Source organism: Bradyrhizobium sp. LB14.3, assembly GCF_040547985.1.
GTDB lineage: Bacteria > Pseudomonadota > Alphaproteobacteria > Rhizobiales > Xanthobacteraceae > Bradyrhizobium.
Window position 1 is genome coordinate 65,599 of record NZ_JBEPQT010000024.1, and the last position, 24,543, is coordinate 90,141.

The 24,543-nt window shown below is 65.2% G+C and carries 22 protein-coding genes; 9 read left to right on the forward strand and 13 right to left on the reverse strand.

Features of this window, described 5'->3' with window-relative positions:
* Positions 1-87 precede the first annotated feature (87 nt).
* From ABIB00_RS30745 to ABIB00_RS30755, 3 genes are all read left to right on the forward strand, one after another.
* Positions 88-321, forward strand: a complete 234-nt coding sequence (locus ABIB00_RS30745) for a DUF6894 family protein (protein ID WP_354106946.1) — start codon at positions 88-90, stop codon at positions 319-321.
* Positions 322-330: 9 nt separating this feature from the next.
* Positions 331-507, forward strand: a complete 177-nt coding sequence (locus ABIB00_RS30750) for a hypothetical protein (protein WP_354047521.1) — start codon at positions 331-333, stop codon at positions 505-507.
* 268 nt (positions 508-775) lie between these two features.
* Positions 776-2,365, forward strand: a complete 1,590-nt coding sequence (locus tag ABIB00_RS30755) for a gamma-glutamyltransferase (protein ID WP_354106947.1) — start codon at positions 776-778, stop codon at positions 2,363-2,365.
* Positions 2,366-2,367: 2 nt separating this feature from the next.
* Here ABIB00_RS30755 and ABIB00_RS30760 read toward each other — a convergent pair whose 3' ends face one another.
* From ABIB00_RS30760 to ABIB00_RS30775, 4 genes are read right to left on the reverse strand one after another with little or no spacing between them, the layout of a single operon-like run.
* Complete coding sequence (locus ABIB00_RS30760) at positions 2,368-3,654, reverse strand: NAD(P)/FAD-dependent oxidoreductase (RefSeq protein WP_354106948.1); 1,287 nt, start codon at positions 3,652-3,654, stop codon at positions 2,368-2,370.
* 12 nt (positions 3,655-3,666) lie between these two features.
* Complete coding sequence (locus tag ABIB00_RS30765) at positions 3,667-4,398, reverse strand: amino acid ABC transporter ATP-binding protein (protein ID WP_247441149.1); 732 nt, start codon at positions 4,396-4,398, stop codon at positions 3,667-3,669.
* Positions 4,395-5,048 carry an amino acid ABC transporter permease gene (locus tag ABIB00_RS30770; protein WP_247348947.1) on the reverse strand — a complete coding sequence of 218 codons (654 nt, stop codon included), beginning with the start codon at positions 5,046-5,048 and terminating at the stop codon, positions 4,395-4,397. The genes ABIB00_RS30765 and ABIB00_RS30770 overlap by 4 nt, the downstream gene beginning before the upstream one ends.
* Positions 5,049-5,088: 40 nt before the next feature.
* Positions 5,089-5,847: an ABC transporter substrate-binding protein gene (locus ABIB00_RS30775; RefSeq protein ID WP_247348948.1), complete on the reverse strand. Its 759-nt coding sequence runs from the start codon at positions 5,845-5,847 to the stop codon at positions 5,089-5,091.
* 181 nt (positions 5,848-6,028) lie between these two features.
* Here ABIB00_RS30775 and ABIB00_RS30780 point away from each other — a divergent pair, with 181 nt between their 5' ends.
* Positions 6,029-6,685 (forward strand): helix-turn-helix domain-containing protein, encoded by a 657-nt coding sequence (locus ABIB00_RS30780; RefSeq protein ID WP_354047529.1) that lies wholly within the window; start codon positions 6,029-6,031, stop codon positions 6,683-6,685.
* A gap of 271 nt (positions 6,686-6,956) precedes the next feature.
* On the opposite strand, the gene ABIB00_RS30785 is transcribed toward ABIB00_RS30780, so the two are convergent.
* Together ABIB00_RS30785 and aptA are read right to left on the reverse strand one after the other, a co-directional pair.
* Positions 6,957-8,222, reverse strand: coding sequence for a D-amino acid dehydrogenase (locus ABIB00_RS30785; protein WP_354106949.1), 1,266 nt, complete (start codon positions 8,220-8,222; stop codon positions 6,957-6,959).
* Between the two features lie 70 nt (positions 8,223-8,292).
* Positions 8,293-9,621 (reverse strand): omega-aminotransferase AptA, encoded by a 1,329-nt coding sequence (aptA, locus tag ABIB00_RS30790; RefSeq protein ID WP_354106950.1) that lies wholly within the window; start codon positions 9,619-9,621, stop codon positions 8,293-8,295.
* Positions 9,622-9,782: 161 nt separating this feature from the next.
* On the opposite strand from aptA, the gene ABIB00_RS30795 reads away from it, so the two are divergent.
* On the forward strand, positions 9,783-10,331 hold the full coding sequence (locus ABIB00_RS30795; protein WP_247348952.1) for a cupin domain-containing protein: 549 nt from the start codon (positions 9,783-9,785) through the stop codon (positions 10,329-10,331).
* 22 nt (positions 10,332-10,353) lie between these two features.
* Here ABIB00_RS30795 and ABIB00_RS30800 read toward each other — a convergent pair whose 3' ends face one another.
* The 3 genes from ABIB00_RS30800 to ABIB00_RS30810 are packed head-to-tail and all read right to left on the reverse strand — an operon-like array spanning position 10,354 to position 14,157.
* Positions 10,354-12,615 carry a xanthine dehydrogenase family protein molybdopterin-binding subunit gene (locus ABIB00_RS30800; RefSeq protein ID WP_354106951.1) on the reverse strand — a complete coding sequence of 754 codons (2,262 nt, stop codon included), beginning with the start codon at positions 12,613-12,615 and terminating at the stop codon, positions 10,354-10,356.
* Positions 12,608-13,663, reverse strand: coding sequence for an FAD binding domain-containing protein (locus ABIB00_RS30805; protein ID WP_354106952.1), 1,056 nt, complete (start codon positions 13,661-13,663; stop codon positions 12,608-12,610). Before ABIB00_RS30805 ends, ABIB00_RS30800 begins: the two co-directional genes overlap by 8 nt.
* Positions 13,660-14,157 carry a (2Fe-2S)-binding protein gene (locus tag ABIB00_RS30810; RefSeq protein ID WP_354106953.1) on the reverse strand — a complete coding sequence of 166 codons (498 nt, stop codon included), beginning with the start codon at positions 14,155-14,157 and terminating at the stop codon, positions 13,660-13,662. Before ABIB00_RS30810 ends, ABIB00_RS30805 begins: the two co-directional genes overlap by 4 nt.
* Positions 14,158-14,397: 240 nt before the next feature.
* Between ABIB00_RS30810 and ABIB00_RS30815 the strand changes: the two genes are divergently transcribed.
* Both ABIB00_RS30815 and ABIB00_RS30820 read left to right on the forward strand, forming a co-directional pair.
* Positions 14,398-15,036 (forward strand): TetR/AcrR family transcriptional regulator, encoded by a 639-nt coding sequence (locus tag ABIB00_RS30815; protein ID WP_354106961.1) that lies wholly within the window; start codon positions 14,398-14,400, stop codon positions 15,034-15,036.
* A 52-nt stretch (positions 15,037-15,088) separates the two neighbouring features.
* On the forward strand, positions 15,089-15,496 hold the full coding sequence (locus ABIB00_RS30820; protein WP_354106954.1) for a DUF4864 domain-containing protein: 408 nt from the start codon (positions 15,089-15,091) through the stop codon (positions 15,494-15,496).
* On the opposite strand, the gene ABIB00_RS30825 is transcribed toward ABIB00_RS30820, so the two are convergent.
* Positions 15,493-16,758, reverse strand: coding sequence for an MFS transporter (locus ABIB00_RS30825; protein WP_354106955.1), 1,266 nt, complete (start codon positions 16,756-16,758; stop codon positions 15,493-15,495). The two genes, ABIB00_RS30820 and ABIB00_RS30825, sit on opposite strands and share 4 nt — an antisense overlap.
* Positions 16,759-17,342: 584 nt before the next feature.
* Here ABIB00_RS30825 and flhA point away from each other — a divergent pair.
* A complete protein-coding gene (gene flhA, locus ABIB00_RS30830; protein ID WP_247441161.1) occupies positions 17,343-19,484 on the forward strand; it encodes a flagellar biosynthesis protein FlhA in 2,142 nt (713 codons plus the stop codon).
* A gap of 294 nt (positions 19,485-19,778) precedes the next feature.
* Entirely contained in the window at positions 19,779-19,979 is a 201-nt protein-coding gene (locus ABIB00_RS30835) for a hypothetical protein (RefSeq protein ID WP_247348961.1), read from the forward strand.
* A 980-nt stretch (positions 19,980-20,959) separates the two neighbouring features.
* Here ABIB00_RS30835 and ABIB00_RS30840 read toward each other — a convergent pair.
* The 3 genes from ABIB00_RS30840 to ABIB00_RS30850 all read right to left on the reverse strand — a co-directional run bounded on the left by ABIB00_RS30840 (position 20,960) and on the right by ABIB00_RS30850 (position 24,503).
* Positions 20,960-22,180, reverse strand: coding sequence for an NAD(P)/FAD-dependent oxidoreductase (locus tag ABIB00_RS30840; protein ID WP_354047544.1), 1,221 nt, complete (start codon positions 22,178-22,180; stop codon positions 20,960-20,962).
* Between the two features lie 141 nt (positions 22,181-22,321).
* Positions 22,322-23,281, reverse strand: a complete 960-nt coding sequence (locus ABIB00_RS30845; RefSeq protein WP_354106956.1) for a helix-turn-helix transcriptional regulator — start codon at positions 23,279-23,281, stop codon at positions 22,322-22,324.
* Positions 23,282-23,438: 157 nt separating this feature from the next.
* On the reverse strand, positions 23,439-24,503 hold the full coding sequence (locus ABIB00_RS30850) for an anti-sigma factor (RefSeq protein WP_354106957.1): 1,065 nt from the start codon (positions 24,501-24,503) through the stop codon (positions 23,439-23,441).
* Positions 24,504-24,543: the final 40 nt, after the last annotated feature.

Below are 24,543 nucleotides of genomic sequence, written 5' to 3' on the forward strand. Positions count from 1 at the left end.
TTCCCTTACCGGGCTCGGCCCGAATGTTTCGCGAATGCTTCGGGTGGTATTGCTTTGCCGTCCCAATCGCTTTCCGAGGAGGCGTGTATGGTTCAGATGTATTTCCATTGTTCCAATGCCGAAGGCACGCTGGTCGATCGGTACGGCACCCCCGTCGCCAATCTGAACGAGGCCCGCGACCGTGCCGCTCAGATCATGCGCTCGATGATCCTGACGCCCGGCACTGAGGACTGGCGTGACTGGGTGATCCATATCAGCGGCGACGACGGCGAGGAGATCTTCGACCTCCCCTTCGCTGCCATGCTCGGCAAGCCGCACTGAGGTGATGCCATGTTGCTCCCGTCATTGAGCCTGCTCCGCCAGCCCCTGAACTTCGTCGCCGCCAAATGGCAGACGTTGATCCGGGTCGCGGGCAATCCCTACCGCCCCGAGCTTCACTACATGCGCGGGCCCGGCCCGAAATGGCACGCCAAGTATCAGGCCAGCCGGCTGGATCGCGCCCGCTGAGCGCTGCGGCTTCTGCTCCCCACTGACCGGTCTCTCAATTGGTCATGCCCGGGCATAGCCGTCCGAAGGACGGCGTCGCTTCCGCTCGCCTATGCCCCGGCCATTCGCGTCTTGGCGTCTCCCCCGCCTGCTTCACACCAGCCATGTCGCGCCTCCCTTTCGATGTTCTCGTTGGGGGTGATGTGTCATTGTCCACGCACTCCGCCAAGTTGCGGAGCTCAGCGCAACGAAGCCCAGACAATTCAAGCCAAGACACACAGACATCATCATGCCCCACCAGTTCAGCCGCGCCCAAACCGTCCGCAAGCCCGCCGTCACATCCAAAGGCGGCATCGTCGCCTCGCAATCCCGGCGGGCGGCCGAAGTGGGGGCACAAGTGCTGGCCGCGGGCGGAGATTGCGTGGACGCGATCGTCGCGACCACCTTCGCGCTCAACGTGCTGGAGCCCTGGAACAGCGGCATGGGCGGCGGCGGCGCGATGGTGCTCTACCGCGCCGCGGAAAATCGCTATGAGGTGATCGACTACGGCATGTGCGCGCCGCAAAGCCTGCGCGCCGCCGACTATTCGCTCAGCGGCGAAGGCGCGGCCTCCGATCTGTTCCCTTGGCAGCGGGTGAAGGACGACCGCAACATCCATGGTCCCGGCGCGATTGCCGTGCCCGGCGTCGTCGCCGGCATGGAGGAGGCGCATCGCCGCCACGCCACGCTGCCGTGGAAAGATCTGGTCGCGCCGGCAGCGGCCCTCGCCGGCGAAGGCCTACTGGTCGATTGGTGGACCACGCTGATGATCACGGCATCGGCGGCGGACCTTCGACGCTATCCCGCGAGCGCAGCAACATTTCTGAAGGACGGCCTGCCACCGAGCGCGCCGTGGGGCATCAAGTCCGAGACGCGACTGCCGCTGGACACGCTGAAGGCGACGTTATCGCATCTCGCAGCCGCCGGTCCGCGCGACTTCTACCAGGGCGACCTCGCCAAAAGCATCGCTTCCGACATCAATACCGACGGTGGCTCGCTGTCGGTAGAGGACCTCGCCGCGTTCCGGGCCCATCTGCGCGAGCCGCTGGCGGTTCCTTATCGCGGCGGCAAGGTCTTTGCGACGCCCGAGCTCACGGCCGGACCGACGATGGCGCATGCGCTGCGCCTGTTGCAACAGAATTTGGAGCCGGCGAGCGCGCCGGATGCGGCCGCCTATGCCGAATATGCCGTGGCCCTGCAATCGGCCTATCGCGAGCGCCTCAAGGACATGGGCGATGCCGACGGCAAGCGCTCGCTCGGCGCGGAATATCTGGCGCCCGCCTGCACCACCCATTTCTCCGTGGTCGACCGCCACGGCAACATGGCGGCGGTGACGCAGACGCTGCTGTCATCCTTCGGCTCGAAATACGTGACGCCGCACAGTGGCATCGCCATGAACAACGGCATCATGTGGTTCGACCCGACGCCCGGCACCACCAACTCGCTCGTATCAGGCAAGCGCTGCCTCACCAACTACACGCCCGTCATCGCCGAGACCAAAGACGGCAAGCGGCTCGCGGTCGGCGCTTCCGGCGGTCGCCGCATTCTGCCCTCGGTGATGCAGCTCGTGTCCTTTGCGATGGATTTTGGCATGGACCTCGATACCGCCATCCATCAGCCGCGCATCGACGCCAGCGAAGGCGCGATCGTGATCGGCGATATCAGGCTGCCGGCGGACATACGCGAGACACTCGCGGCGCGCTTCGACTATGAAGAAGCGCGGGTGCAGTGCTTGCCGCAAAAATTCGCCTGCCCGAGCGTGGTGATGCGCGATCGCGACACGAATTTTGGCGCGGTCGAGATTTTCCAGCCCTGGGCCGATGCAGTGGCGGAGGGCTGAGCTTAGATCCCCAGCCGGTCGCGCACCCGGCCCGCGATTACCGCGGTCGTCACGCCCACAGGCCAGAACGCGTGCATCGGGATCGGCTTGATGCCGGTGACGGGCATGTCAATCGCGGCCTTGGCGCCGCCGATCAGGCGGCGCGCGAGCTGCGCGCCCATCGCGGTCGAGAGCGCGACGCCGCGACCATTGCAGCCGAGCGAGATCAGGATGTTGTCCGCCGGCTCGTGCACATGCGGATAATGATCCCCGGTGATGGCGAGCCGGCTGTTCCAGCCGTGGGTCCAGGCCACGCCCTTGAGCTGCGGCCATAGCCGCGCGGCATATCGCATGAGATAGGCGACGTCTGAGGGCGAGTTGATCCAGCGCATCGGGCCACGGCCGCCCATCAACAGCCGATTCTGCTGATCGATGCGGTAATAGACGGTGATGTGGCCGCTCTCGTAGAGGACGGGACGCGTCGGCATGATCGAACGCGCGACCCCATCCGAAAGCGGAGCGGTGGCGGCGATCGAGGAAAACACCGGCACGATGGTGCGGCGGAGCGCCGGCCAGAGATCGTCGGTGAAACCGTTGGTCGCGAGCAGCACCTTGTCGGCATGCACCACCGCACGCGGCGTTTCGATACGCCAGCGGCTGCCCTCACGGCGCAGCGACAGCGCCGGTGTCTCACCATGGACCTTCGCGCCAGCCGAGATCGCGGCGCGCGCAAGCCCGCGGGCATAGCTGAGCGGATGCAGATCGCCGCCGCGGGTGTCCAGCATGGCGCCAATGTAGCGATCGGTACCGGTCATCTCGCGCAACTGCTCGCGATTCAGGTACGACACCGGCATGCCCCGGCTGATGCACTGCTGCGCGGTTGTCTCGATCGCAGCGGCGCTGGCCTCGTTATAGGCCGCGCGCAGCGTGCCGTTCTGCCGCGCCTCGCACGGGATCTGGTAACGGCGGATCAAATCGTGGGTGAAATTCGTCGCGCCGTAGGAGAAATCGATCATGCGGCGGCCAAGCTCAACGCCGAAATCGGCCTCGATCTGATCGGGGTCGTGCTTCAGACCGGGATTGGTGTGGCCACCGTTATTGCCGGAGGCGCCCCAGCCCGGCTCCTGCGCCTCCAGCACCAGTGCCTCGACACCCTGCTCCGCCAGATGCAACGCGGTGGACAGACCGGTGTAGCCACCGCCAATGATGGCGACCGAGACCGTCTTGTCGACGTCGAGCGGCGGCGTGGCAACCGGCGCGACGGCAGTGTCGGCATAGAGCGAGGGCGGCAGAGGCAGGCGCGCATTCATGGCGAAGACCGGTCAGAGCGGATGCAGCACGCGGCGCAAAAAGTCCTGCGTGCGCGGATGCTGGGGTTGATTGAGCAGCGCCTTGGCCGGCCCCTGCTCGACGATGACGCCGCCGTCGATGAACAGCACGCGGTCCGCGACGTCGCGGGCAAAGCCCATCTCGTGGGTGACGACGACCATGGTCATGCCGTCGTCGGCGAGCTTGCGCATCACGCCGAGAACGTCGCCGACCAATTCAGGATCGAGCGCCGAGGTCGGCTCGTCGAACAGGATGGCCTTGGGCTGCATCGCCAGCGCGCGCGCAATCGCGACGCGCTGCTGCTGGCCGCCGGAGAGTTGCGGCGGATGTGCGTCGGCCTTCTCGGCGAGCCCCACTTGCACCAGCAGGGCACGGCCGCGCTCGAGTGCCTGCGCACGCGGCTCCTTCTTCACATAGAGCGGACCTTCGATGACGTTCTCCAACACCGTCCGGTGCGGAAACAAATTGAAGCGCTGGAACACCATCGAGACCTGGGTGCGGATTTTCACGATCGACGGCGCGTCGCGGTCGACCTTCAATCCCTCGACGCTGATCTCGCCGCGGTCGTAGCTTTCGAGCCCGTTGATACAGCGCAAGATGGTGGACTTGCCGGAGCCGGACGGACCGACGATGCAGACCACCTCGCCCTTCTGCACCGACGCCGTGATGCCCTTGAGCACCTCGTTCTCGCCAAAACTCTTGTGGACGTCGGTAAGCTCGATCATTTCTTGCCGGCCCGTTTCTCGAAGTGACGGACCAGCAGGATCAGCGGAATGCTCATGGTGAGATACATCAGGGCGACAAGCGTGAACACGTTGGTGTTCTTGAAGGTCGAGGACGCGATCAGCTTGCCCTGAAGGGCGAGCTCGGCGACCGTGATGGTCGAGGCCTGCGACGAATCCTTCAGCATCATGATCATGACGTTGCCGTAAGGCGGCAGCACGATGCGCACCGCCTGCGGCAGCACCACGCGGCGCATGGTGAGCCACCAGCCCATGCCGATCGACTGCGCCGCCTCGATCTGCCCCTTGTCGATCGCCTCGATGCCGGCGCGAAAATTTTCCGCCTGATAGGCCGAGTAGGCGATGCCGAGCCCGAGGATCGCGGCCTGCAACGCGCTGAGCGTGACGCCGAGATCCGGCATCACGAAGTAGAGGTAGAACAACAGCACGATGATCGGAATGCCGCGGATCACATTGATCAGGCTGGCGCTGAGCATCGACAGGACGCGGATGCCGGAGACCCGCATCATCGCCCAAACGAGGCCAAGCACCGTCGAGAGCAGTAGCGAGCCGATGGTGACGACGATCGTCAGCACGACGCCGCTCATCAGAATCGGGAAGAATTCAGCCGCGTCGTGCCAGAAGCCTTTCATCGATCAGCTTTCATCGATTGGCTCTGTCGATCAGCGTCGATCAGCCCTGTGCCTTCAGGCCCCATTTATCGAGGATCTTGTCGATGGTGCCGTTGGCCTTCAGCTTCGCGAGCGAGGCGTTGATCTTGCCGAGCAATGCGGTCTCGCCCTTGCGCACGCCGATGCCGACCGAACCGACAGTGACGGGCTTGTAGCCGTCGACGAGACGCACCTCGGGGAAACCGCCCTGCTTGAGATTGTAGGCGAGGATCGGATAGTCGGCGTAGCCGGCCTTGAGGCGGCCGGTGTTCACGTCGCGCAGGATGTCGGGGATGGTGTCGTAGGCCTTGACGTCGGCGAACAGGCCGGACTTCTTCAGCGCGTCGACGAAGGCGGTGCCGACCTGGGCACCGACCGTCTCGCCCTTCAGATCATCCTGCGTGGCGTAGGCCTTGGTGTCGCTCTTCGGCACCACGAGGCCTTCGCCATAGGCGTAGATCGGGTCGGAGAAGTCGACGACTTCCTTGCGCGGCGCCGTGATGAACATCGCGGCGGCGATGATGTCGATCTTGCTCGAAGTCAGCGACGGGATCAGCGTCGAGAATTGCATCGGCTCGATCTGCACGTTGAAGCCGGCATCCTTGCCCACTTCAGTGACGAGATCGACCATGATGCCCTGGATGGTATTGGTCTTGGTGTCGAGGAAGGTGAAAGGAATTCCAGTCGGCGTCGAGCCGACCTTCAGCACTTGCTGCGCCGAAGCCGGCAACATTGCTGCAATCGCGAGTGCCGCGACCGCGGCCAGACCAAAACGCTTCATCGCACTCCCCTTTGGGTCCGGCCGATGGCGGCGCTCGCGCGTGTCATAATCTCAGACGTTGCGGGCCAAGCCGTTTCGGCCTATTTTCACCAATATGAAAATTTGGTCACACTTTCACGAGCGATGCAAGCGGTTTTCATGCACATGAAGGAAGCGGTTTGACGTGAGCGGTGGCAAAAGAATGCGCAGACCGGCCGCCGCAAAGCCGGCAAAGAAGGTGAAGGCCAAAGCCAACACCAAGGCTATCGCCAAAGCGGCCGAGCCGGCGATGGACGTCGCGGTCGGGCGTCGTATTCGCGATCTCAGGCGCATCCGGCAATTCTCGCTCGAGACGATCGCTTCGCGCACGGACCTGTCGATCGGCTTCCTCAGCCAGATCGAGCGCGGCTTGTCGTCGCCGTCGCTGCGCGTGCTGGCGACGCTTTCCGACGTGCTCGGCGTCGGCATCGCCGCGCTGTTCGGCGCGAGCCCGAACGCCGACGGTGCATCCGACCGAATCGTGACGCGCGGGCTTCAGCGGCCCGAACTGAAACTCTGGCGCACCGGCGTGTCGAAGCAATTGCTGAGTCCGGCCAGTGCCGACAACCAGCTCAATCTGTTCCTGGTGCATCTGGAGCCCGGCGGCTCCACTGGTGATGAGCTCTACGCCCATGACGGCGAGGAAGCCGGTCTCGTGCTCGAAGGCGAGATGATGCTGACGGTGGACAGCGAGACGTGGTCGCTGAAGACGGGCGACAGTTTTAGATTCGCCAGCCGCCGGCCACACCGGTTTTCAAATCCGGCTGAAGATGCGAAGGCCGTAGTGCTGTGGGTGAATTGCGTGACGGGGGCGGGGTAGTTTCTTTTCGCTCCGCGAGCACGATCTCAGTCCCGTCATCCTGAGGTGCGAGCAAAGCGAGCCTAAGGATGCACGGCCCCGATAGAGCCGGGCCGTCGCCCTTCGAGGGCCGCTGAAGAAGCGGCCACCTCAGGGTGACGGTGATGGATGGAATACGCGGAGCCTCCAAGCCGTCATTGCGAGCGAAGCGAAGCAAATCCAGACTCTCACCGCGGAGACACTCTGGATTGCTTCGTCGCTTCGCTCCTCGCAATGACGAGAGGAAAGAGCTCTAGCCGAACCGATACTTGTATCGGTCCACCGCCAGCGCACTGACATCGACGTCCGGCTTCTTGCCCGACAGCATGTCCGCGAGCACGCGGCCGGAGCCGCAGGACATGGTCCAGCCGAGCGTGCCGTGGCCCGTGTTGAGATGGAGGTTGGCGTATTGCGTTGCCCCGATCACAGGCGGGCCGTCCGGTGTCATCGGCCGCAGACCGCTCCAGAACGTCGCCTTGGAGAGATCGCCGCCGCGCGGGAACAGATCGGTCAGCGAATGATCGAGCGTGGCGCGCCGCGCATCATAGAGCTGGCTCGAGAAGCCGGAGATTTCGGCGGTGCCACCGACGCGGATGCGATTTCCCAAACGGGTGATGGCCACTTTGTAGCTCTCGTCCATCACGGTGGATTCCGGTGCGCCGGAGGCGTCCTTGATCGGCACCGTGATCGAATAGCCCTTCACGGGATAGACCGGCAGCGAGATGCCGAGCGGCGCGACCAGACGCGACGACCAGCTTCCGAGCGCGAGGACATAGCTATCTGCCTGCAACATTCCGGCGCTGGTCGCGACACCGCTGACGCGCGCGCCGTCGGTGACGATGCGGTCGATACCGGTGTTGAACATGAAGCGCACGCCGAGCGCTTCGGCGTGCTTGGCCAGCGCCTGCGCGAACATGTGGCAGTCGCCGGTCTCGTCCTGCGGCAAGCGAAGTCCACCGGCGAACTTTTGCTTCACGCTCGCCAGAGCCGGCTCGACCGCGACGCAGCCCTCGCGGCTCAGCACCTCGTAAGGCACGCCATATTGCTTGAGCACGGCGATGTCCTCGCCAGTGCCGTCGAGCTGGGCCTGGTAGCGGAACAGCTGCAGCGTGCCCTGCGAGCGCTCGTCATACTGGATGCCGATGTCGCGGCGCAGGTCGCGCAGGCAATCGCGGCTGTACTCCGCGATCGGGATCATCCGGCTCTTGTTGATCGCATAGCGCTCGCTGGTGCAATTGCGCAGCATTTTGAGCAGCCAGACCCACATCACGGGGTCGAGCTTCGGCCGGATCACCAGCGGGCCGTGCTTCATCAGCAGCCATTTGACTGCCTTCACCGGCACGCCGGGGCCGGCCCAGGGCGACGAATAGCCGGGCGACACTTCGCCGGCGTTGGCAAAGGAGGTCTCGAGCGCCGGCTCTGGCTGACGGTCGACGACCGTTACCTCATGACCGGCACGCGCGAGGTAGTAGGCAGAGGTGACACCGATGACACCGCTGCCGAGGATCAAAACTTTCACGCTTCGTCAAACTCCCGCGGCATTACGCTCGCCGCTGCAAGAGGACACTCCGCAACGGCGAGAGCAATTATCAGGCCACCCGCTTGATGGCGTCGCCAAGGATCGAGACGATATCGTCGATGTGGCTCTTCTCGACGATCAGCGGCGGCGACAGCGCAAAGGAGTCGCCGCTCATGCGGAAGTACAGCCCGCGATTGAAGCAGTCGACCATGACGTCGTAACCACGCGCACCGACGGTGCCGTCACGCGACGACAGCTCGACCGCGCCCATCAGGCCGCAATTGCGGATGTCGACGACGTTGGGCAGGCCCTTCAGCGAATGCAGCGCATCGCGCCAGTATTCGGCGATCGACGCGCCGCGCGTCAGGAGGCCTTCGTCCTTGTAGATGTCGAGCGTGGCGATACCCGCGGCGCAGGCGACCGGATGCGCCGAATAAGTGTAGCCGTGGAACAGCTCCATCGCGTTCTCCGGGCCGACCATCAGGCCGTCATGCACCTTGCGGCTTGCGAACACTGCGCCGCAGGGAACGGTGCCGTTGGTGATGCCCTTGGCCGTCGTCATCATATCAGGCGTGACGCCGAAGAAGTTGGCTGCGAACGGGGTGCCGAGGCGGCCGAACCCGGTGATGACCTCGTCGAAGATCAGGAGGATCCCGTGCTTGTCGCAGATCTCGCGCAGGCGCTGGAGATAGCCCTTCGGCGGCGGCAGCACCGCGGTCGAGCCCGGCACCGGCTCGACGATGACGGCGGCGATGGTCTCGGCGCCGTGCAAGGCCACCAGACGCTCGAGATCGTCGGCGAGCTCGGCGCCGTGCTCCGGCTGGTCCTTGGCGAAAGCGTTGCGGGTGAGATCGTGGGTGTGGCGGATGTGGTCCACGCCCGGCAGCAGAGTGGCGAAGGCGCGGCGGTTGGCGACCATGCCGCCGACCGAGGTGCCGCCGAAGCCGACGCCGTGATAGCCACGCTCACGTCCGATCAGGCGGGTGCGGCTCGCCTGACCGTTAGCCCGGTGATAGGCGAGCGCGATCTTCAGCGCGGTGTCGACCGACTCGGAGCCGGAATTGGTGAAGAAGATGCGGTCGAGGCCCTTGGGCGCGATCTCGGCGAGGCGTTCGGCGAAATCGAACGCCAGCGGGTGGCCCATCTGGAACGACGGCGCGAAGTCCAGCGTCATCAGCTGCCGCTCGACCGCGGCGGAGATCTGCTTGCGGCCATGGCCGGCATTGACGCACCAGAGGCCGGCGGAAGCGTCGATCACCTTGCGGCCGTCGACGGTGGTGTAGTGCATGCCCTCGGCCGAGGAAAACAGGCGCGGCGCCTTCTTGAACTGCCGGTTGGCCGTGAACGGCATCCAGAACGAGTCGGTCTTGATGGTGTTCGGAATCTGATGAAGGGTCACGGGCCACGCTCCTTTGCTGACTTGCTACCAGAGCCACGGCTTTAAAAGCGCAACAAGTCCTTTTCTGATGACCTGTAAACCATTGATTTGACTGGGGCTGCCGGGCCATATTTGCGCGATCCGCAACACCTGCAACACGGGACCAGAGCAAGGACCAGGACATGAGCGTCGATATCGGTGGACGGCTGCGATTTATCCGGGCGCGGCAGAAGCTGTCGCAGCGCGAGCTCGCCAAGCGTGCGGGCGTCACCAATTCGACGATCTCGCTGATCGAGTCCAACCAGATGAACCCGTCCGTGGGGGCGCTCAAGCGCATCCTCGACGGCATTCCGATGGGGCTCGCCGAATTCTTTGCGCTGGAGCCGGAGAGCCGGCGCAAGATCTTCTATCGCTCGGAAGAGCTGACCGAGGTCGGCAAGAAGCCGATCTCCTACCGCCAGATCGGCGACAATCTGTTCGGTCGCAGCCTGCAGATCCTGAAGGAGCGCTACGAGCCTGGCGGCGACACCGGGCGCGTCCACCTCGTCCATGACGGCGAGGAAGGCGGCATCGTGATCTCCGGAAAGCTCGAAGTCACCGTCGAGGACGAGCGGCGCATCCTCAATCCTGGCGATGCCTATTATTTCGAGAGCCGTCGTCCGCATCGTTTTCGCTGCGTCGGCGGCAAACCGTGCGAAGTGATCTCGGCCTGCACACCGCCGACGTTTTGAGGCGGCGGCAGGCCGAAGGCCTTCAAAGCTGCGTCAACAGATCCTCGATCCGGATCGGGAAACGACGCACACGCACGCCGGTCGCATGCCAGACCGCGTTGGCGACCGCGCCTGCGCTGCCCGTGATGCCGATTTCGCCGACGCCCTTGATGCCGAGCGCGTTCACATGCGGATCGTGCTCCTCGACCATGACCACGTCGAGCGGCGGCACGTCGGCATTCACCGGGATGTGGTACTCGCCGAGATTGGCATTCATGATCCGGCCGCTGCGGCGGTCGGTGATGGCCTCCTCGTGCAGCGCGAACGACATGCCCCAGATCATCCCGCCGAACAGCTGGCTCTGCACCATGCGCGGATTGACGATACGCCCCGCGGCGAAGGCGCCGACCATGCGGGTGACGCGGACCTGGCCGAGTTCGGGATCGACCTTTACCTCCGCGAACACGGCGCCATGGGCGTGCATCGCATACTCCTCCATCGCCGCCGGATTCGGCGCGCCGGTGCCGCGCGCCTCGACCTCGGCAACGCCGGCGCGCGCGAGAATCTCGGAATAGCCCTCGCCGCGGCTTTCGTCGTCGCGTCGGATCAGCCTGCCATCGCGCGCGATCACGCCGGCATTGCCGGCACCGAACAGCGGCGAGCGCTCATCGTTGGTGGCGAGATCGGCGAGCTTTGCGATCACGGCCGCGCCGGCGCTGTGGATTGCAGCACCTGCGGTCGCCGTATGCGCGGAGCCACCGGCAATGCCGGCATCGGGCAGGTCGGATGAACCCGCCTTAAACTCGACGCGGTCGATATCAAGCCCGAGTTCGTCGGCCGCGATCTGCGCGAGCGCCGTCCAGGCGCCCTGCCCCATGTCATGCGCGCCGATCTCCATCGCGCCGGAGCCGTCGCGGCGAAGCACCGCACGCGCTTCGGCCTGGAACATCAGCGCCGGGAAGGTCGCGGTGCCCATGCCCCAGCCGACCAGGAGGCCGGCATCGTCGCGCGTCTGCCGCGGCTGAAGCGGTCGCTTCGCCCAGCCGAACCGCGCCGCGCCCTGCTCGTAACAGGCGCGCAGCGCCTTGGACGAGAACGGCTTGCCGGTGATCGGCTCGACCTCGGCATAATTCTTCAGGCGGAAGGCGAGCGGATCGATGCCGCAGGCCCAAGCCATCTCGTCGATCGCGCTCTCCAGCGCGATCGATCCGGTCGCCTCGCCGGGCGCGCGCATGAATAGCGGCGTGCCTGTGTTGACGCGCACGGCGTCGTGCGAGGTGCGGATTGCAGGCGCTGCATAGAGCGTGTGCGAGGCATCCGCTGCGGGCTCGTAAAAATCGTCGAACGTGCTCGACACGGTCCTCGCATGGTGATCGAGCGCGGTCAGGCGCCCCTCGCCGTCGGCGCCGATGCGCAGCCGCTGCCGCGTCGGCGCGCGATGACCGACCGGGCCGTACATCTGCTCGCGGCGCAGCACCAGCTTGACCGGTTTGCCGACGAGCTTTGCCGCCATGATGCCGAGGACCGGAGGACCAGCCATGAGCCCCTTCGAGCCGAAGCCGCCGCCGAGGAACGGGCTGCGGATGTGGATCTTGTCGTGCGCGATGCCGAACAATTCGGCAACACGCTCAAGCGACAGCATGAGACCCTGGGTCGGCATGTCGATCTGCAGACTGTCGCCATCCCAGCTTGCCACGATCGCATGCGGCTCCATCGCGTTGTGATATTGCGGCGGCGTTTCGTAAATCGCGTCGATCTGCTTCTCGGCAGCAGCAAGGCCGGCCTCGACGTCGCCGCGGTGATTTTCGGTCGGATTGCCGACGCCGACAACCGGCGGCACGAAGCTGTCGCCGGCATCGAGACCGACGAGCGCTGGTAGCGTCTCATAACGCGGCGCCAGCAACGCCGCGCCTTCCGTGGCCGCTTCCAGCGTCTCGGCGATCACGACGGCGATGGGCTGGTTGGCGTAGCGGACCTCACTGCTCTGCAATACCTCCATCCTGAACACGAATGGGTTGGTCTTGATCTCTGGGTCGATCGCGAGTTCGGGCTTGTGGTCTGATGTCATGACATCGACGACGCCGGGATGTCGCCTGGCAGCAGTGACATCGAGCGAGATCACACGGCCGCGCGAAATGCCGGCGACGGCCATCACCGCAAACAGCATGCCGGGCGGATGATTGTCGGCGGCGTAGGTCGCCTGCCCCTTGACCTTGAGGACCCCGTCGCGGCGGGTCAGAGGCTGGCCGATATTCGAGCCGTGGCGCAGATGAGCAGGCGCGCTGGTGAGATTTAGCTCAGGCATGAATGGCTCCGGACGTCGAGGCAAAGGGAGAGGCCGGCAGCGCGGGGATACGCGCGGGCGTACCGGCGGCGGCGAGGGTCAGCGCGCGCACGACGATGCGGCGCGCGAGCTCGATCTTGAAGGCGTTGTCGCCGGACGGCTTTGCGTCGGTGAGCGCGCGCCGGGCGGCTTCCTGGAAAGCGTCCACCGTAGGCGCAACATTCCTGAGCACGTCCTCCGCGGCGCGGACGCGCCAAGGCTTTGCGGCGACGCCGCCGAGCGCAAGCCGCGCCTCCATGATCTTGCCGTTCTCGATCTGCAACGCAGCCGCAGCGGAGACGACGGCGAAGGCGTAGGAGGTTCTATCGCGGACCTTGAGATAGCGCGCATGCGCGGCAAAGCCGCGGGCCGCGGGCGGCAAACGCACCGCGACGATGAGGTCGCCGGGCTCGAGTGCAGATTCATGCTCGGGCGTATTGCCGGGCAGACGGTGCAGTTCGTCGAGCGCGATCTCGCGCCGCCCGTTCCTGCCCTCGATCTCGACGATTGCGTCAAGCGCGACCAGCGGTACGCAAAAGTCGGACGGATGCGTGGCGATGCAGCTTTCGCTCCAGCCGAGCACGGCATGGGTGCGGTTCTCGCCGTCGCGCGCGTCGCAGCCGCTGCCGGCCTCGCGCTTGTTGCAACGGCTGGCCGTGTCGTAAAAATAAGCGCAGCGCGTCCGTTGAAGGAGATTGCCGCCGACGCTCGCCGCATTGCGCAGCTGCGCCGATGCGCCGGAGAGCAGCGCTTCAGCGACGGCCGGATAGGACCTTGCAAAGTCCGCGTCATGCGCCAGATCAGCATTGCCCACCAATGCGCCGATGCGCACACCGCCGTCGGCGAGGCGCTCGATCCGGTCGAGCCCTTCAAGATGCGTAACGTCGACCAGACGATCCGGACGGCTGACGCCGCCCTTCATCAGATCGAGCAGATTGGTGCCGGCAGCGAGATAGGTCGCACCCGGCTGCGCGGCGGCAGCGACGGCCTCGGCGACCGTGACAGGTCTGACATAATCAAATTGCTTCATGCGGAGCGCCTCTGATTGGATTCATCCATGCCGGCCTGGGCGTCGAGCACGGCATCGACGATGCCGGCATAGGCGCCGCAGCGGCACAGGTTGCCGCTCATGCATTCACGGATGCGCTCGGGATCGTTGCCGGCCTGCGCCTCGCTCATCATGCCGATGGCGCTCATGATCTGGCCGGGCGTGCAGAATCCGCACTGAAAACCGTCATGGGCGATGAAGGCAGCCTGCACGGGATGAAGCTGGTCGCCGCGCGCGACGCCTTCGATGGTGAGGATGTCGGCGCCGTCATGGCTGATGGCGAGCGCGAGGCAGGAGTTGATGCGCTTGCCGTCGACGAGAATGGTGCAGGCGCCGCATTGGCCACGGTCGCATCCCTTCTTGGTTCCGGTCAGATGGAGGCGCTCACGCAGGAGATCGAGCAGCGTGACGCGCGGATCGTCGAGGACGAATTCGCGCCGCGCACCGTTCACGGTGAGGCTGATGGAGTGGTTCATACAAGGCTCCGATCAGAGATGGACATGAGTGATCGCGCGGCGCGCCACCGCCGTGGCCGCCGTCGATACGCGCCGCCCGGACATTATCCGAGCCAACGTCTTCCGCGAAGATACGGAGGCAGCCTCCGCTTAACAAGGGCCGGCAGGAAATATTTGGAATTCGTCAAAAGCCCGTGCGCATCAACGCGATGCAGCTAGCCAAGGGTTCAATCTAACCAATTCGTGATCTACATTGCGTGGATGGACGAGCACACCGCCCAGACCCGGAAGCCCCGCGCCGATGCCCTGCGCAATCGCGAGCGCGTGCTCGAGGCGGCGAAAGCCGTGTTCAATGCGGGCGGCCCCGAGGCGAGCCTGGAGGCCGTCGCAAAACGCGCCGGCGTCGGCATCGGCACGCTCTATCGCCATTTCCCGACGCGCGAGGATTTGTTCGAGGCGGTGTACCGGCGCGAGGTCGAACACCTCAGCGAGCTTGCCGAGCAGTTGAAGAATGCGAAGGACCCGGTCGATGCGCTGCGGCGCTGGCTGCGCTCCAACGTCGAATTCGTTGCCACGAAAAAGGGCATGTCGGCCGCGCTGGCGCTGACGTTCCAGAGTTCGTCGGACCTGGCTGCCTTCTCGATGGACCGTCTGACCAAGGCAATCGGCTCGCTGCTCGACCGCGCGGTCGCGGCGGGCCAGATGCGGAGCGACGTCAGTCCGGAGGACCTGCTGCGGGCCCTCGTCGGCATGTGCTACATGCACGACCAGCCCGGCTGGCAATCCTCGGTGCTGCGGATGCTCGACGTGTTCGTCGACGGCTTGCGCGTACAGCCGGTCGCGAAAGCCAAGGCTCCCGCCGCAAGAGCGGCGAAGCCGGTCGCGAAACGGAAGCGATAGCTGAGCAGATGTGCTAGGATCGGCGCCGCCGGATATCAACGCGGAGCCTGTCATGCGCATCGCCGCCTTGCTTGTCTGTCTCATTGTCGCCTTCAGCTCTGTCTCGGCACGCGCCGACGATGTCGCAACGGCGCAGGGCGTGATTCGCGCCCAGGAGCAGGCGTTCGGCCGCGGCGATGCGGCAGCCGCCTATTCCTACGCCGCCCCGGCGGTCAGGGAGTTATTCCCCGCGCCCGATATCTTCATGTCCATGGTGCAAAACGGCTACGCGCCGGTTTACCGGCACAAGAGCTTTGAATTCGGTGATAGCAAGAGCGAGGGCAGCCGCATTGCCCAGCACGTCCATATCATCGATGCCAATGGCGAGGCCTGGGAAGCGCTCTACACGCTCGAGCAGCAGGCGGACGGCAGCTACAAGATCACGGGTTGTTCGCTGCTGAAGGCGGGACAGGCAGTCTAGGTCGCAAAACCCGGGCCGGTCCTGACGGCATTCATCCGCGAGCGGATCAGCAGCGTCAAGACGATGCCGATATTGAGCGCGTTCCACGCCACGCCGTTCGCGAACGCTGCGGCGTAGGAGCCGGTGGCATCGAAGATCATCCCGGACACCCAGCCGCCGAAGGACATGCCGAACACCGAGGCGAAGATCACGATGCCGACGCGCGTTGCGGCCTGGCTCGCCGGCATCGCCTCGCGCACGATGATGGCGTAGCTCGGTACGATGCCGCCCTGGAACAGGCCGAACATCGCGGAGATCAGGTAGAGAGAGGCGAGGCTGTCGAAGAACAAATAGAACACCAGCGCAAAGCCTTGCGCCAATGCCCCGATCAGCAACGTGGGGATGCCGCCGATCTTGTCGGCAAGGAAGCCCGAGCCGATCCGGCTGACGATGCCGCAGGCCATCATCAACGACAGCATCTCGGCGCCACGTGCCACGCCGTAGCCGAGATCGCCGCAATAGGCGACGATATGCACCTGCGGCATCGCCATCGCCACGCAGCAGGAGATGCTGGCGATCGAGAGCAGCACCGTCAGCGTGTTGGTCGAAAGCTTGAGATCGACCCGCGGCGGCGGAGCATTGGCATGATTGCGCACCTTGTCGTCGCCCATCTGCGTGCGCAGGACCAGCACCAGGATGGTCATCAAGCTCACGCAGACGAGGCCGATGCCGATATGCGTGTAGCGCCAGCCGATCGTCTGCATGCCCCAATTCACCATCGGCGGCCACATCGTGCCGGCGACGTAGTTGCCGCTCGCAACGATGGTCACGGCAAGGCCGCGATAGCGCTCGAACCAGTGCGAGGCCTCAGCCATCAGCGGCGCGAAGGTTGCGGAGGTGCCGAGCCCGATCAGGAAATACGCCGCCACGAACTGCCAGAGCTGGGTCGACAGACCCGCGAGCACATTGGCGACGCCGAGGAAAGCGATGCTGATCGCCATCGCCCACACGATGCCGAAGCGATCCGTGATCTTGCCGGCGATCACGCCACCAAGCCCGAAGCCGAACATCATGAGAGTGAACGCCAGCGACACCGCGCCGCGCGTGGCGGCGAATTCGGTCTGCACCGCGGGAATCATGACCACGATGGCCCACATGCCGACGCCGCCGATCGAGCCGATCAGAAGCGCAATGGCAAGCCGCATCCAGGCCTGACGCGAATCAGGGCTGAATGTCTCGGGCGTTTGTCCTGAATGATTTGGTGCGTGCACGGGCGGGACCATGGCCCGCGGATCGCCACAGGGTCAAGCATTGTGGCGCGATATTGGGCATGCACGGTGCACTGCGGTAAGAAGGCGCTTGGCGAACGCACCGTTTGCCATTAATTTGCAATCAGCGTGTGGCATCAGAAGATGCAGACGAGCCATATGCATGGCGATTCCTCGCACGACCATGCGGGCACATGCGCATCACCAGACCGCCGCGCAGGACGCGCCCGCTCCGCATCATCACCACGGCAAGGCTACGTCAGGACGAGCGCGCATCTGCGCGCGCGGACCTGTGGTCTTCAGACAGATCAGGGATGAATTGCCCGGGCCTGTCCGGACCAGCCCGGGGCATGACGATTTTCGTCCCTGACCTGCCGCGAAATACCCCGGTCCGGCCTCCTGCCGCACCCTCTGTTAACACTTTGCTAACCATACACCCGGCAAGAATTGCCGAGTGGAGTCGAGTGTCGTCAGCCGCGTAGAACGGGGAGTTCCCTGTGGACGCCAGTGCGGTGCCTCACTTTCGGAACGGCGGCCCTTCGGCCGCCGCGCAGACGTTTGGGGCGCGCGGACGGCAGTCGCGCGGAGAGGCAGCTACCATGGTCGATGTCACCGCGGGACAGGGCGCAGGCAGCACGAATGCCGGCTTCCCCACCCTTGCCGAGATCGGCAACATCCTCAGGCGCGGCGACATCGCGCTGGCGCTCGGCGTCCTCACCATCCTGGTGGTGCTGATCCTGCCGCTGCCCGCGATCGTGCTGGACCTGTTCCTGGCGATCTCGATCACGCTTTCGATCCTGATCCTGATGACGTCGCTGTTCATCCAGACGCCGCTGGAATTCTCCGCCTTCCCGACTGTCCTGCTGATCTCGACCATGTTGCGGCTGTCGCTCAACATGGCCTCGACCCGCCTGATCCTGTCGCACGGGCATGAGGGCACGGACGCGGCCGGTCACGTCATCGAGGCCTTCGGCAGCTTCGTGATGGGCGGCAATTTTGTCATCGGCATCATCGTGTTCGCCATCCTGATCATCGTCAACTTCGTCGTCATCACCAAGGGTTCGGGCCGTATCGCCGAAGTCGCGGCCCGCTTCCACCTTGACGCCATGCCCGGCAAGCAGATGGCGATCGACGCCGATCTCTCCGCCGGCCTGATCGACGAGAAGGTCGCCAAGGAGCGGCGCAAGGAGCTGGAGGACGAGAGCGGCTTCTTCGGTGCCATGGACGGTGCCTCCAAGTTCGTCCGCGGCGATGCCATCGCCGGCCTCTTGATCGTCTTCATCAACGTCGTCGGCGGCATGATCATCGGCGTGGCGCAGCAGGGCCTCTCCTTTGCCGACGCCGGCCGCAGCTACACGCTGCTGACCGTCGGTGACGGCCTCGTCACCCAGGTGCCGGCGCTGATCGTTTCGACCGCTGCGGGCCTGCTCGTCTCCAAGGCCGGCGTTTCCGGCGCCGCCGACAAGGCGCTGATGAAGCAGTTCTCCGGCTATCCGCAGGCGCTCGCGATGTCCTCGGCGGTCATGCTGGTGCTGGCCGCGCTGCCGGGCATTCCGACCATCCCCTTCCTGGCGCTCGGCGCCGGCGCCGGCGCCCTTGCCTGGAACGCGCGCAACCGCAAGCGGGCGACCGCCAAGGCCGACGAAGCCGCCAAGGCTGCGCCCGCTCCGGGAACGCCGGGCGCATCGGGCTCCGCTGCGGCGGAGGAGCCGATCTCCTCGGCGTTGAAGATCGACGACCTCAAGATCGAGCTCGGCTATGCCCTGCTGCCGCTCGTCAACGGCCCCGACGGCACCGACCGCCTCACCGAGCAGATCAAGGCGCTGCGCCGCTCGCTCGCGATCGAGATGGGCTTTGTGATGCCGGCCGTGCGCATCCTCGACAACGTCCAGCTCGAAGCCAACACCTACATCATCAAGATCAAGGAGGTCGACGCGGGCACCGGCAAGATCTGGCCAAACCAGTTCATGGTCATGGATCCCGGCGGCAGCCAGGTGCAGGTGCCCGGCATCCACACCACCGAGCCGACCTTCGGCTTGCCCGCGACCTGGGTCGATGCCAGCCTCAAGGAGGAGGCCTCGCTCAAGGGCTACACCGTCGTCGATGCCGCGACCGTGCTCTCGACCCACCTCACCGAGTTGCTCAAAGCCAACATGTCGGACCTGCTCTCTTATGGCGAGGTGCAGAAGCTGCTCAAGGAGCTGCCGAAGGAGCAGGGCGAGCTGGTCAAGGACATCGTGCCGGGACAGGTCACGGTCTCCGGCATCCAGCGCGTGCTGCAGCTGCTGCTCGCCGAGCGCATCTCGATCCGCGACCTCTCGACCATCCTCGAAGGCATCGCCGACTCGCTCGCCTTCTCGCGCAATCCCGCCACCATGGTCGAACACGTCCGCGCCCGTCTGGCACGGCAGATCTGTGCGCAGAACACCTCCTACAACGGCTACCTGCCGCTGATTGCGCTGTCGGCCCGTTGGGAGCAAGCCTTTGCCGAATCCATTATCGGCCAAGGCGAAGAGCGCAGCCTCGCGATGCAGCCCTCAAAGCTGTCGGAGTTCATGACCGGCGTGCGCGAGGCCTTCGAGCGGGCTGCGCGCGAAGGCGAGGCCCCGGTGCTGGTTACCTCTGCGGCAATTCGTCCCTTCGTGCGCTCCCTGGTCGAGCGGTTCCGTGCCCAGACGACGGTGCTGTCGCAGGCCGAAATCCACCCCCGGGCGAGGTTGAAAACAGTCGGAAGCATCTGATTTGCCTTAAGAAGCCGTGTGTTTTTTGGCCACAGGCAAATGGTTTTTCAGTTTCGGGCGCCTTGTCGACGAACGGCTGGCAAGGCACCGGACGGATACATTACCGCTTTGAAATAATTGCGAAATCGCACGAACAAGGGCCGTTTTTGATCGCGGTTCTTCACGTCTTGTCACGCTCTTGTGATCGCCTCTTGGGAACGAATCCGCCCAATACTAGGTTGTTGGGCACCGGGAGTATGAACCTGTCCAAACAAGCGGGCGACTACTTCGGGTAGATGGCGGCAGGAGCCTTCCATGAACCACTCGATTTACAGCGCAGATCGGTCGACCCACCTCAAGATCGTGGTCGTTGCGCTTGTCGCCGGCATCGTGGTGGCGGGTCTCGGCATCACGGCGCGTACGAGTTCAGACGAAGGCCTGACCCAGACCGCGCGCGTCATGAAGGCCGGCAAGCCGGTCGCTATCACCAGCTCGAACGTTTCGCTCGTTCGCTAAGGAGATTTGAGTTTCAGGAATTCACGCGGCTCTTTATCAGCCCCCCAAAGTCGCCACGTGGATATGTAGACGACCCCAACCCCAAGTCGACTACAGAAAGCGCCCGCCCCCCACGGGCGCTTTCTCATGTCTGGAGGTACCTCCGTCGCGTGACTGAATTCATCTCTCCTGTCCCGGACGCGCTGCAGCGTTCTTACGCTGCTGCGCAGAGCCGGGACCCAGAAGGCCACGCAAACCGCTGATGCATGGGCCCCGGCTCTGCAGCGCATCACTTCGTGCTGCGCAGCGTCCGGGGCACGAGACCTCTCTTCAGTAGACACACCTTCGCCCTCTCGCGGCGCATTTCGCCCGAGCTTTGCTTCGTCGCCTTGCCCTCGATTGAGGGCGCAGGGAAGACCGGGTGCCGGCTGGCACCCGCGGTCCACTGTGCGAAGTTGTCGTAAGAAAAATGCACAGCGGCATACAGGTGAAGCCAAACAACCGGCCTTCCCTGCGCAGCGGTTTTACGGCTTATGCCGTGCTCTCCTCGGGGAGCGATGCACTATTGCCCCCGTCGCCTTGCGGATGGCTGATGCGCGGACCCGGTCGGGCCGCCACATCACCGCAAGACTTGGCGCACAGACCCCGGGCGCCAGGACCACACGATTTTGCCGTACGCCGATCACACCGGTCGTGTGCGCGAGGTCTTCGCTCACGGTTGCCCGCCCTGCGAAGCCGTTCGCGCCGATGTTATCAGCGTCCGCCGCCGTCCGGCCCGCGTTCGTGACGATCGCGATACGCCCCTCTTCCTTGGGCCGGAGTGAGGCGAGACATACGCCGTTTCCGAATTTCGGTAAAGTGGAATATTATCGACGATGGTGTTGACCCACCACTCGCGTGTTTTGCCCGTCGCGCAACGCAAGGGCTTGTAGATGCAGTAACGGGGTGGCCATGACGGAGGTGCCCGGCCGTCGTGCTCTAACCGGCCACCGATCAGATGCCTACCGCGCCCCATAAGTCGGCGGCGGCGCCTGCACTGTCGGCGCTGCCGCGGCGAACAGCTCGTCCTTGCGCCCCGAGAGCGGCGGGTAGATACGCTTGCGGTTGATGGTCTGTTTGGTTGCCTTCGCGGCCGCGCCGATAGCACGGACTTCGCGGTCCCATCCTTCCGTATAGAGTGCGCCCCAGCCGCCGAGATCGAGCACGGTCACGTACCAGTCGATGCGCAGCGGCAGCATCGGCAGGCCTGCGAGATCGGCGACGACATTGTGGCCGGCAAAGCGGCCCATGGGACGCGCGAACTGGCAGGACATCACGGTCGGATGCAAGCCATCGACCACGCTCGAGGCGACGTCGCCGGCGGCGAACACACCGCCGACATCCGCAACCCGCAACAGGGGATCGACGAGAAGGCGCCCGAGGCGATCGCGTGCGTCCGGAAAGCTCGCCGCCAGGGGGCTCGCGCGCATCCCGGCACACCAGATCACCGTCCGCGTCGGAATGAACTCGCCCGAGTTCAGGCGCAGGCCGGCGGCCTCGACGGAGACGACGCGGACGCCAAGCCGTGTCTCGACGTCGAGCGAGGCCAACGCCGTCTCGATCACGGGACGCGCGTGCGCGCCGATGGTGGCGCCCACCGCCGGATTGGGATCGACGAGGATGATACGGCGGCTGCCGGTGATGCCGGCGCGCGCCAGCCTGTCGGGCATCTCGGCCGCGACCTCGATGCCGGTGAAGCCGGCGCCGACCACGACGACCGTCGAGCGCCCCGGCGAAGGCGCGCTGCGTCCGAGCGAAGTGAGATGACCCTCGAGGCGGAGCGCCGCAGGATAGGTGTCGACATCGAAAGCATGCTCGACAAGGCCAGGAATGGCGGGACGCATCACTTCGCTGCCGAGCGCCAGCACCAGCCGGTCATAAGCCAGCGTCTCGTCGCCGCTACCCGTGACCAGCGAAATCTCGCGCCGGGCCGGATCGATGGCTTCGACCTCGCCGATCCCGTGACGGACGCCGATCGGATCGAGCAGTTGCGATAGCGGAAGCGCGACCTCGCTGAGGTCGGCCTCGTAATTGCGAACGCGGATGTTGTGATAGGGATTGCGATCGACGACACAGATCTCGATGTCACGACCGGCCGCACCGATCTCGTCGCGCTTGCGTGCGGCACCGATGGCCGCCCACAGACCTGCAAACCCGGCGCCGAGCACGACAATACGCGCCATGTCCGTTGACTGCATTCCCAAGAGAGCGACGACGAAGCGACGAACGATCAAGCCGTCTGACCATTCAGACAGGTATAGCTCATCCGGCCGGGCGGACCAACTGCGGTGGCACCGGCGCGCAGCACAAATTCTCAGCGCGGCTCAGGCCTCGCGCAGTTCCGACGGCGTCGCGCCAAAGCGCTTGCGGAAGGCACGGTTGAAATAGGACAGATCGGAGAAGCCTGATGAGTGCGCGATGTCGCTGATCTTGCGGACCCTGGCGCGAGGATCGCCGAGCAGCTTGCGCGCTTGCAGCAGGCGCTGCTCCAGCACGAATTCGGTAAAGGTCGTTCCGGCCTGCTCGAACAGGCGCTGTGCCTGGCGCGGGCTCAGGCCGGAGCGCGTGGCGATCTCGGACAGGCAGAGATCGTTGCGGCCAAGCGCAGCCATCACGTCGGCGCGCATGAGATCGAGGCGGGCCGCCGCCTGCCCGCGGCCGCGCGCGAGACTTGCATGTTCGGCGTCGGTGCCGAGCAGGAGGCCGACGAGATCGACCATGTGCTGCGCGGTGAGGCGCTGGCCGACGGCATCGAGATGCGGCGCCTGATGGGCGGCAAGGGAATGGTAGCGGAAGATCGTCTCGGCGACCGCGCCGTCCGAGAGCACTTGCGACAGCTTGTCCTCGGCGCGCGGATTGATCTCGAGCAGGGCGCGACGCGGCATGCGGATGGTGGTGAAGCGATCTTCGTCGCTATGGCCGACGGTGCCGGTGATGCCCATGTCGACGAGCACCATCTGCGCGGGTGCAAGCTCCACGGCATGGCCGTTCTGCCCGACGCGGACGAGGCCCGCATGGCCCGCGATCAGGACGAGATCGTCGCTGCCGTCGGCAAGGTGGCTCTGGGTGCGTGAATATTGCGCGGAGGCACCTTCGGGAATGGCGAGCGCGATATTATCGACCACGCTGACCTGGAGCCGGCAATCGATGCTGTCGCCCCGGCTCGGCCCGATATCCAGGCCGCAGCAACCGAAGGTCCGCTCGCGCCAATGTTCGAAGGCCGGGCCGTGTGGCAGCCCTGCATATTGGTGAACGAAGATGCCCGACGTTTTCGCTGCATCCATCTGATTTCTCGCCCCTCTCCGGCACCATGATCGGCGGCGCCGACTGCAAATTCCGGGCATTTGACGCGGCGAAATGCGCAGAGGTTCAAATCGAGGGCGGATTCGGCGGGACTTGTCGGGATGCGACGGCGGGACGGACCGTGGCGACAGCGCGCGTCTACTTCTTCGCGGGCGCCTGCGGCTGGGACGGCGGCACGGTCTCGATCAGCTTGCCGGAAAATACCGGCGCCGAGGTCGGCTGCCCGTTGGGCGAGCCGCCCGTCTGCTCGACAGTGACGGCGTAGGTCGCGCCGTTGACGACGTCGGCATCGTACGAACCGAGCACCGGTCGTGCGGTGAAATCGCCTGCGCCGATCACGCCCAGCGAGCGCGGGCCCGGCAGCCTGTCGGAGATCAGCCAGAGCTCGAAACTCTTGCCGGGCTCCGGCGTCGCGCCGACCTTGCGCACGGTAAAATTCCTGGACGCACCGTCGATGGTGAGGATGAAGGCGGGACCGCCGCCCTGGCCCTGCAACAGCGCGACGTATTGCGACGAAGGCGGAAGCGACGCCGGTGTCTTCACCTCGACCGTCTGGATGCGCACGGGCGGACGCAAGCCGCCCGGCAGCGCCTCGGGCCGGAATATCTGAAGCGACAGCGTCACGAGCAGCGCGGCCGCGAGTGCACCGACGGCGGATGCGATGGTGCGCCAGCGCTTCACACGGCCCTCGAGCCGGATCACATTGCTGTTGTCGGCGACCGGCGCCGGCGGCACACGCGCGACCTGCGGGTCTGGCGCATGGACCTGCGGCATGAATATCGGCACGACGTCGGGAATCGCGTCGCGCTCGGAGCGCACCGCTTCGCCCTGCTCCGCTTCGGGAGGCTGCGGCCCCGGTTGTTGCATATCCTGCGACGGCAGCTCCGGAGGCACGGTGTCGAGCGAGGATAATTCCGGCACAGATGGCGGTAGCGGCGGCGCGACGTCCTGCAGCGCCGGCGGCTCCTGCGCAAAGTCCGTCCGCGCGAGCTCGGACCTGATGTTCTCCCACACGATCGGACGCGGCTCGATCGAGCCGACCATCTGGTTGAGCACGCCGATCCGGTACGCCCACGCCTGCACGATCTCGGCGAACGCCTCGTCCACCGCCATCATGGTCTCGACCTGCGCGCGCTCGTCGGCGTCGAGCGTACCGAGCGCATATTCCGCGGCGAGCGCGATATGGTCCTCCGTATAGGCCATCACTTGCAGTCCAGACCCACCCTCACAGTATGAGCTCTCA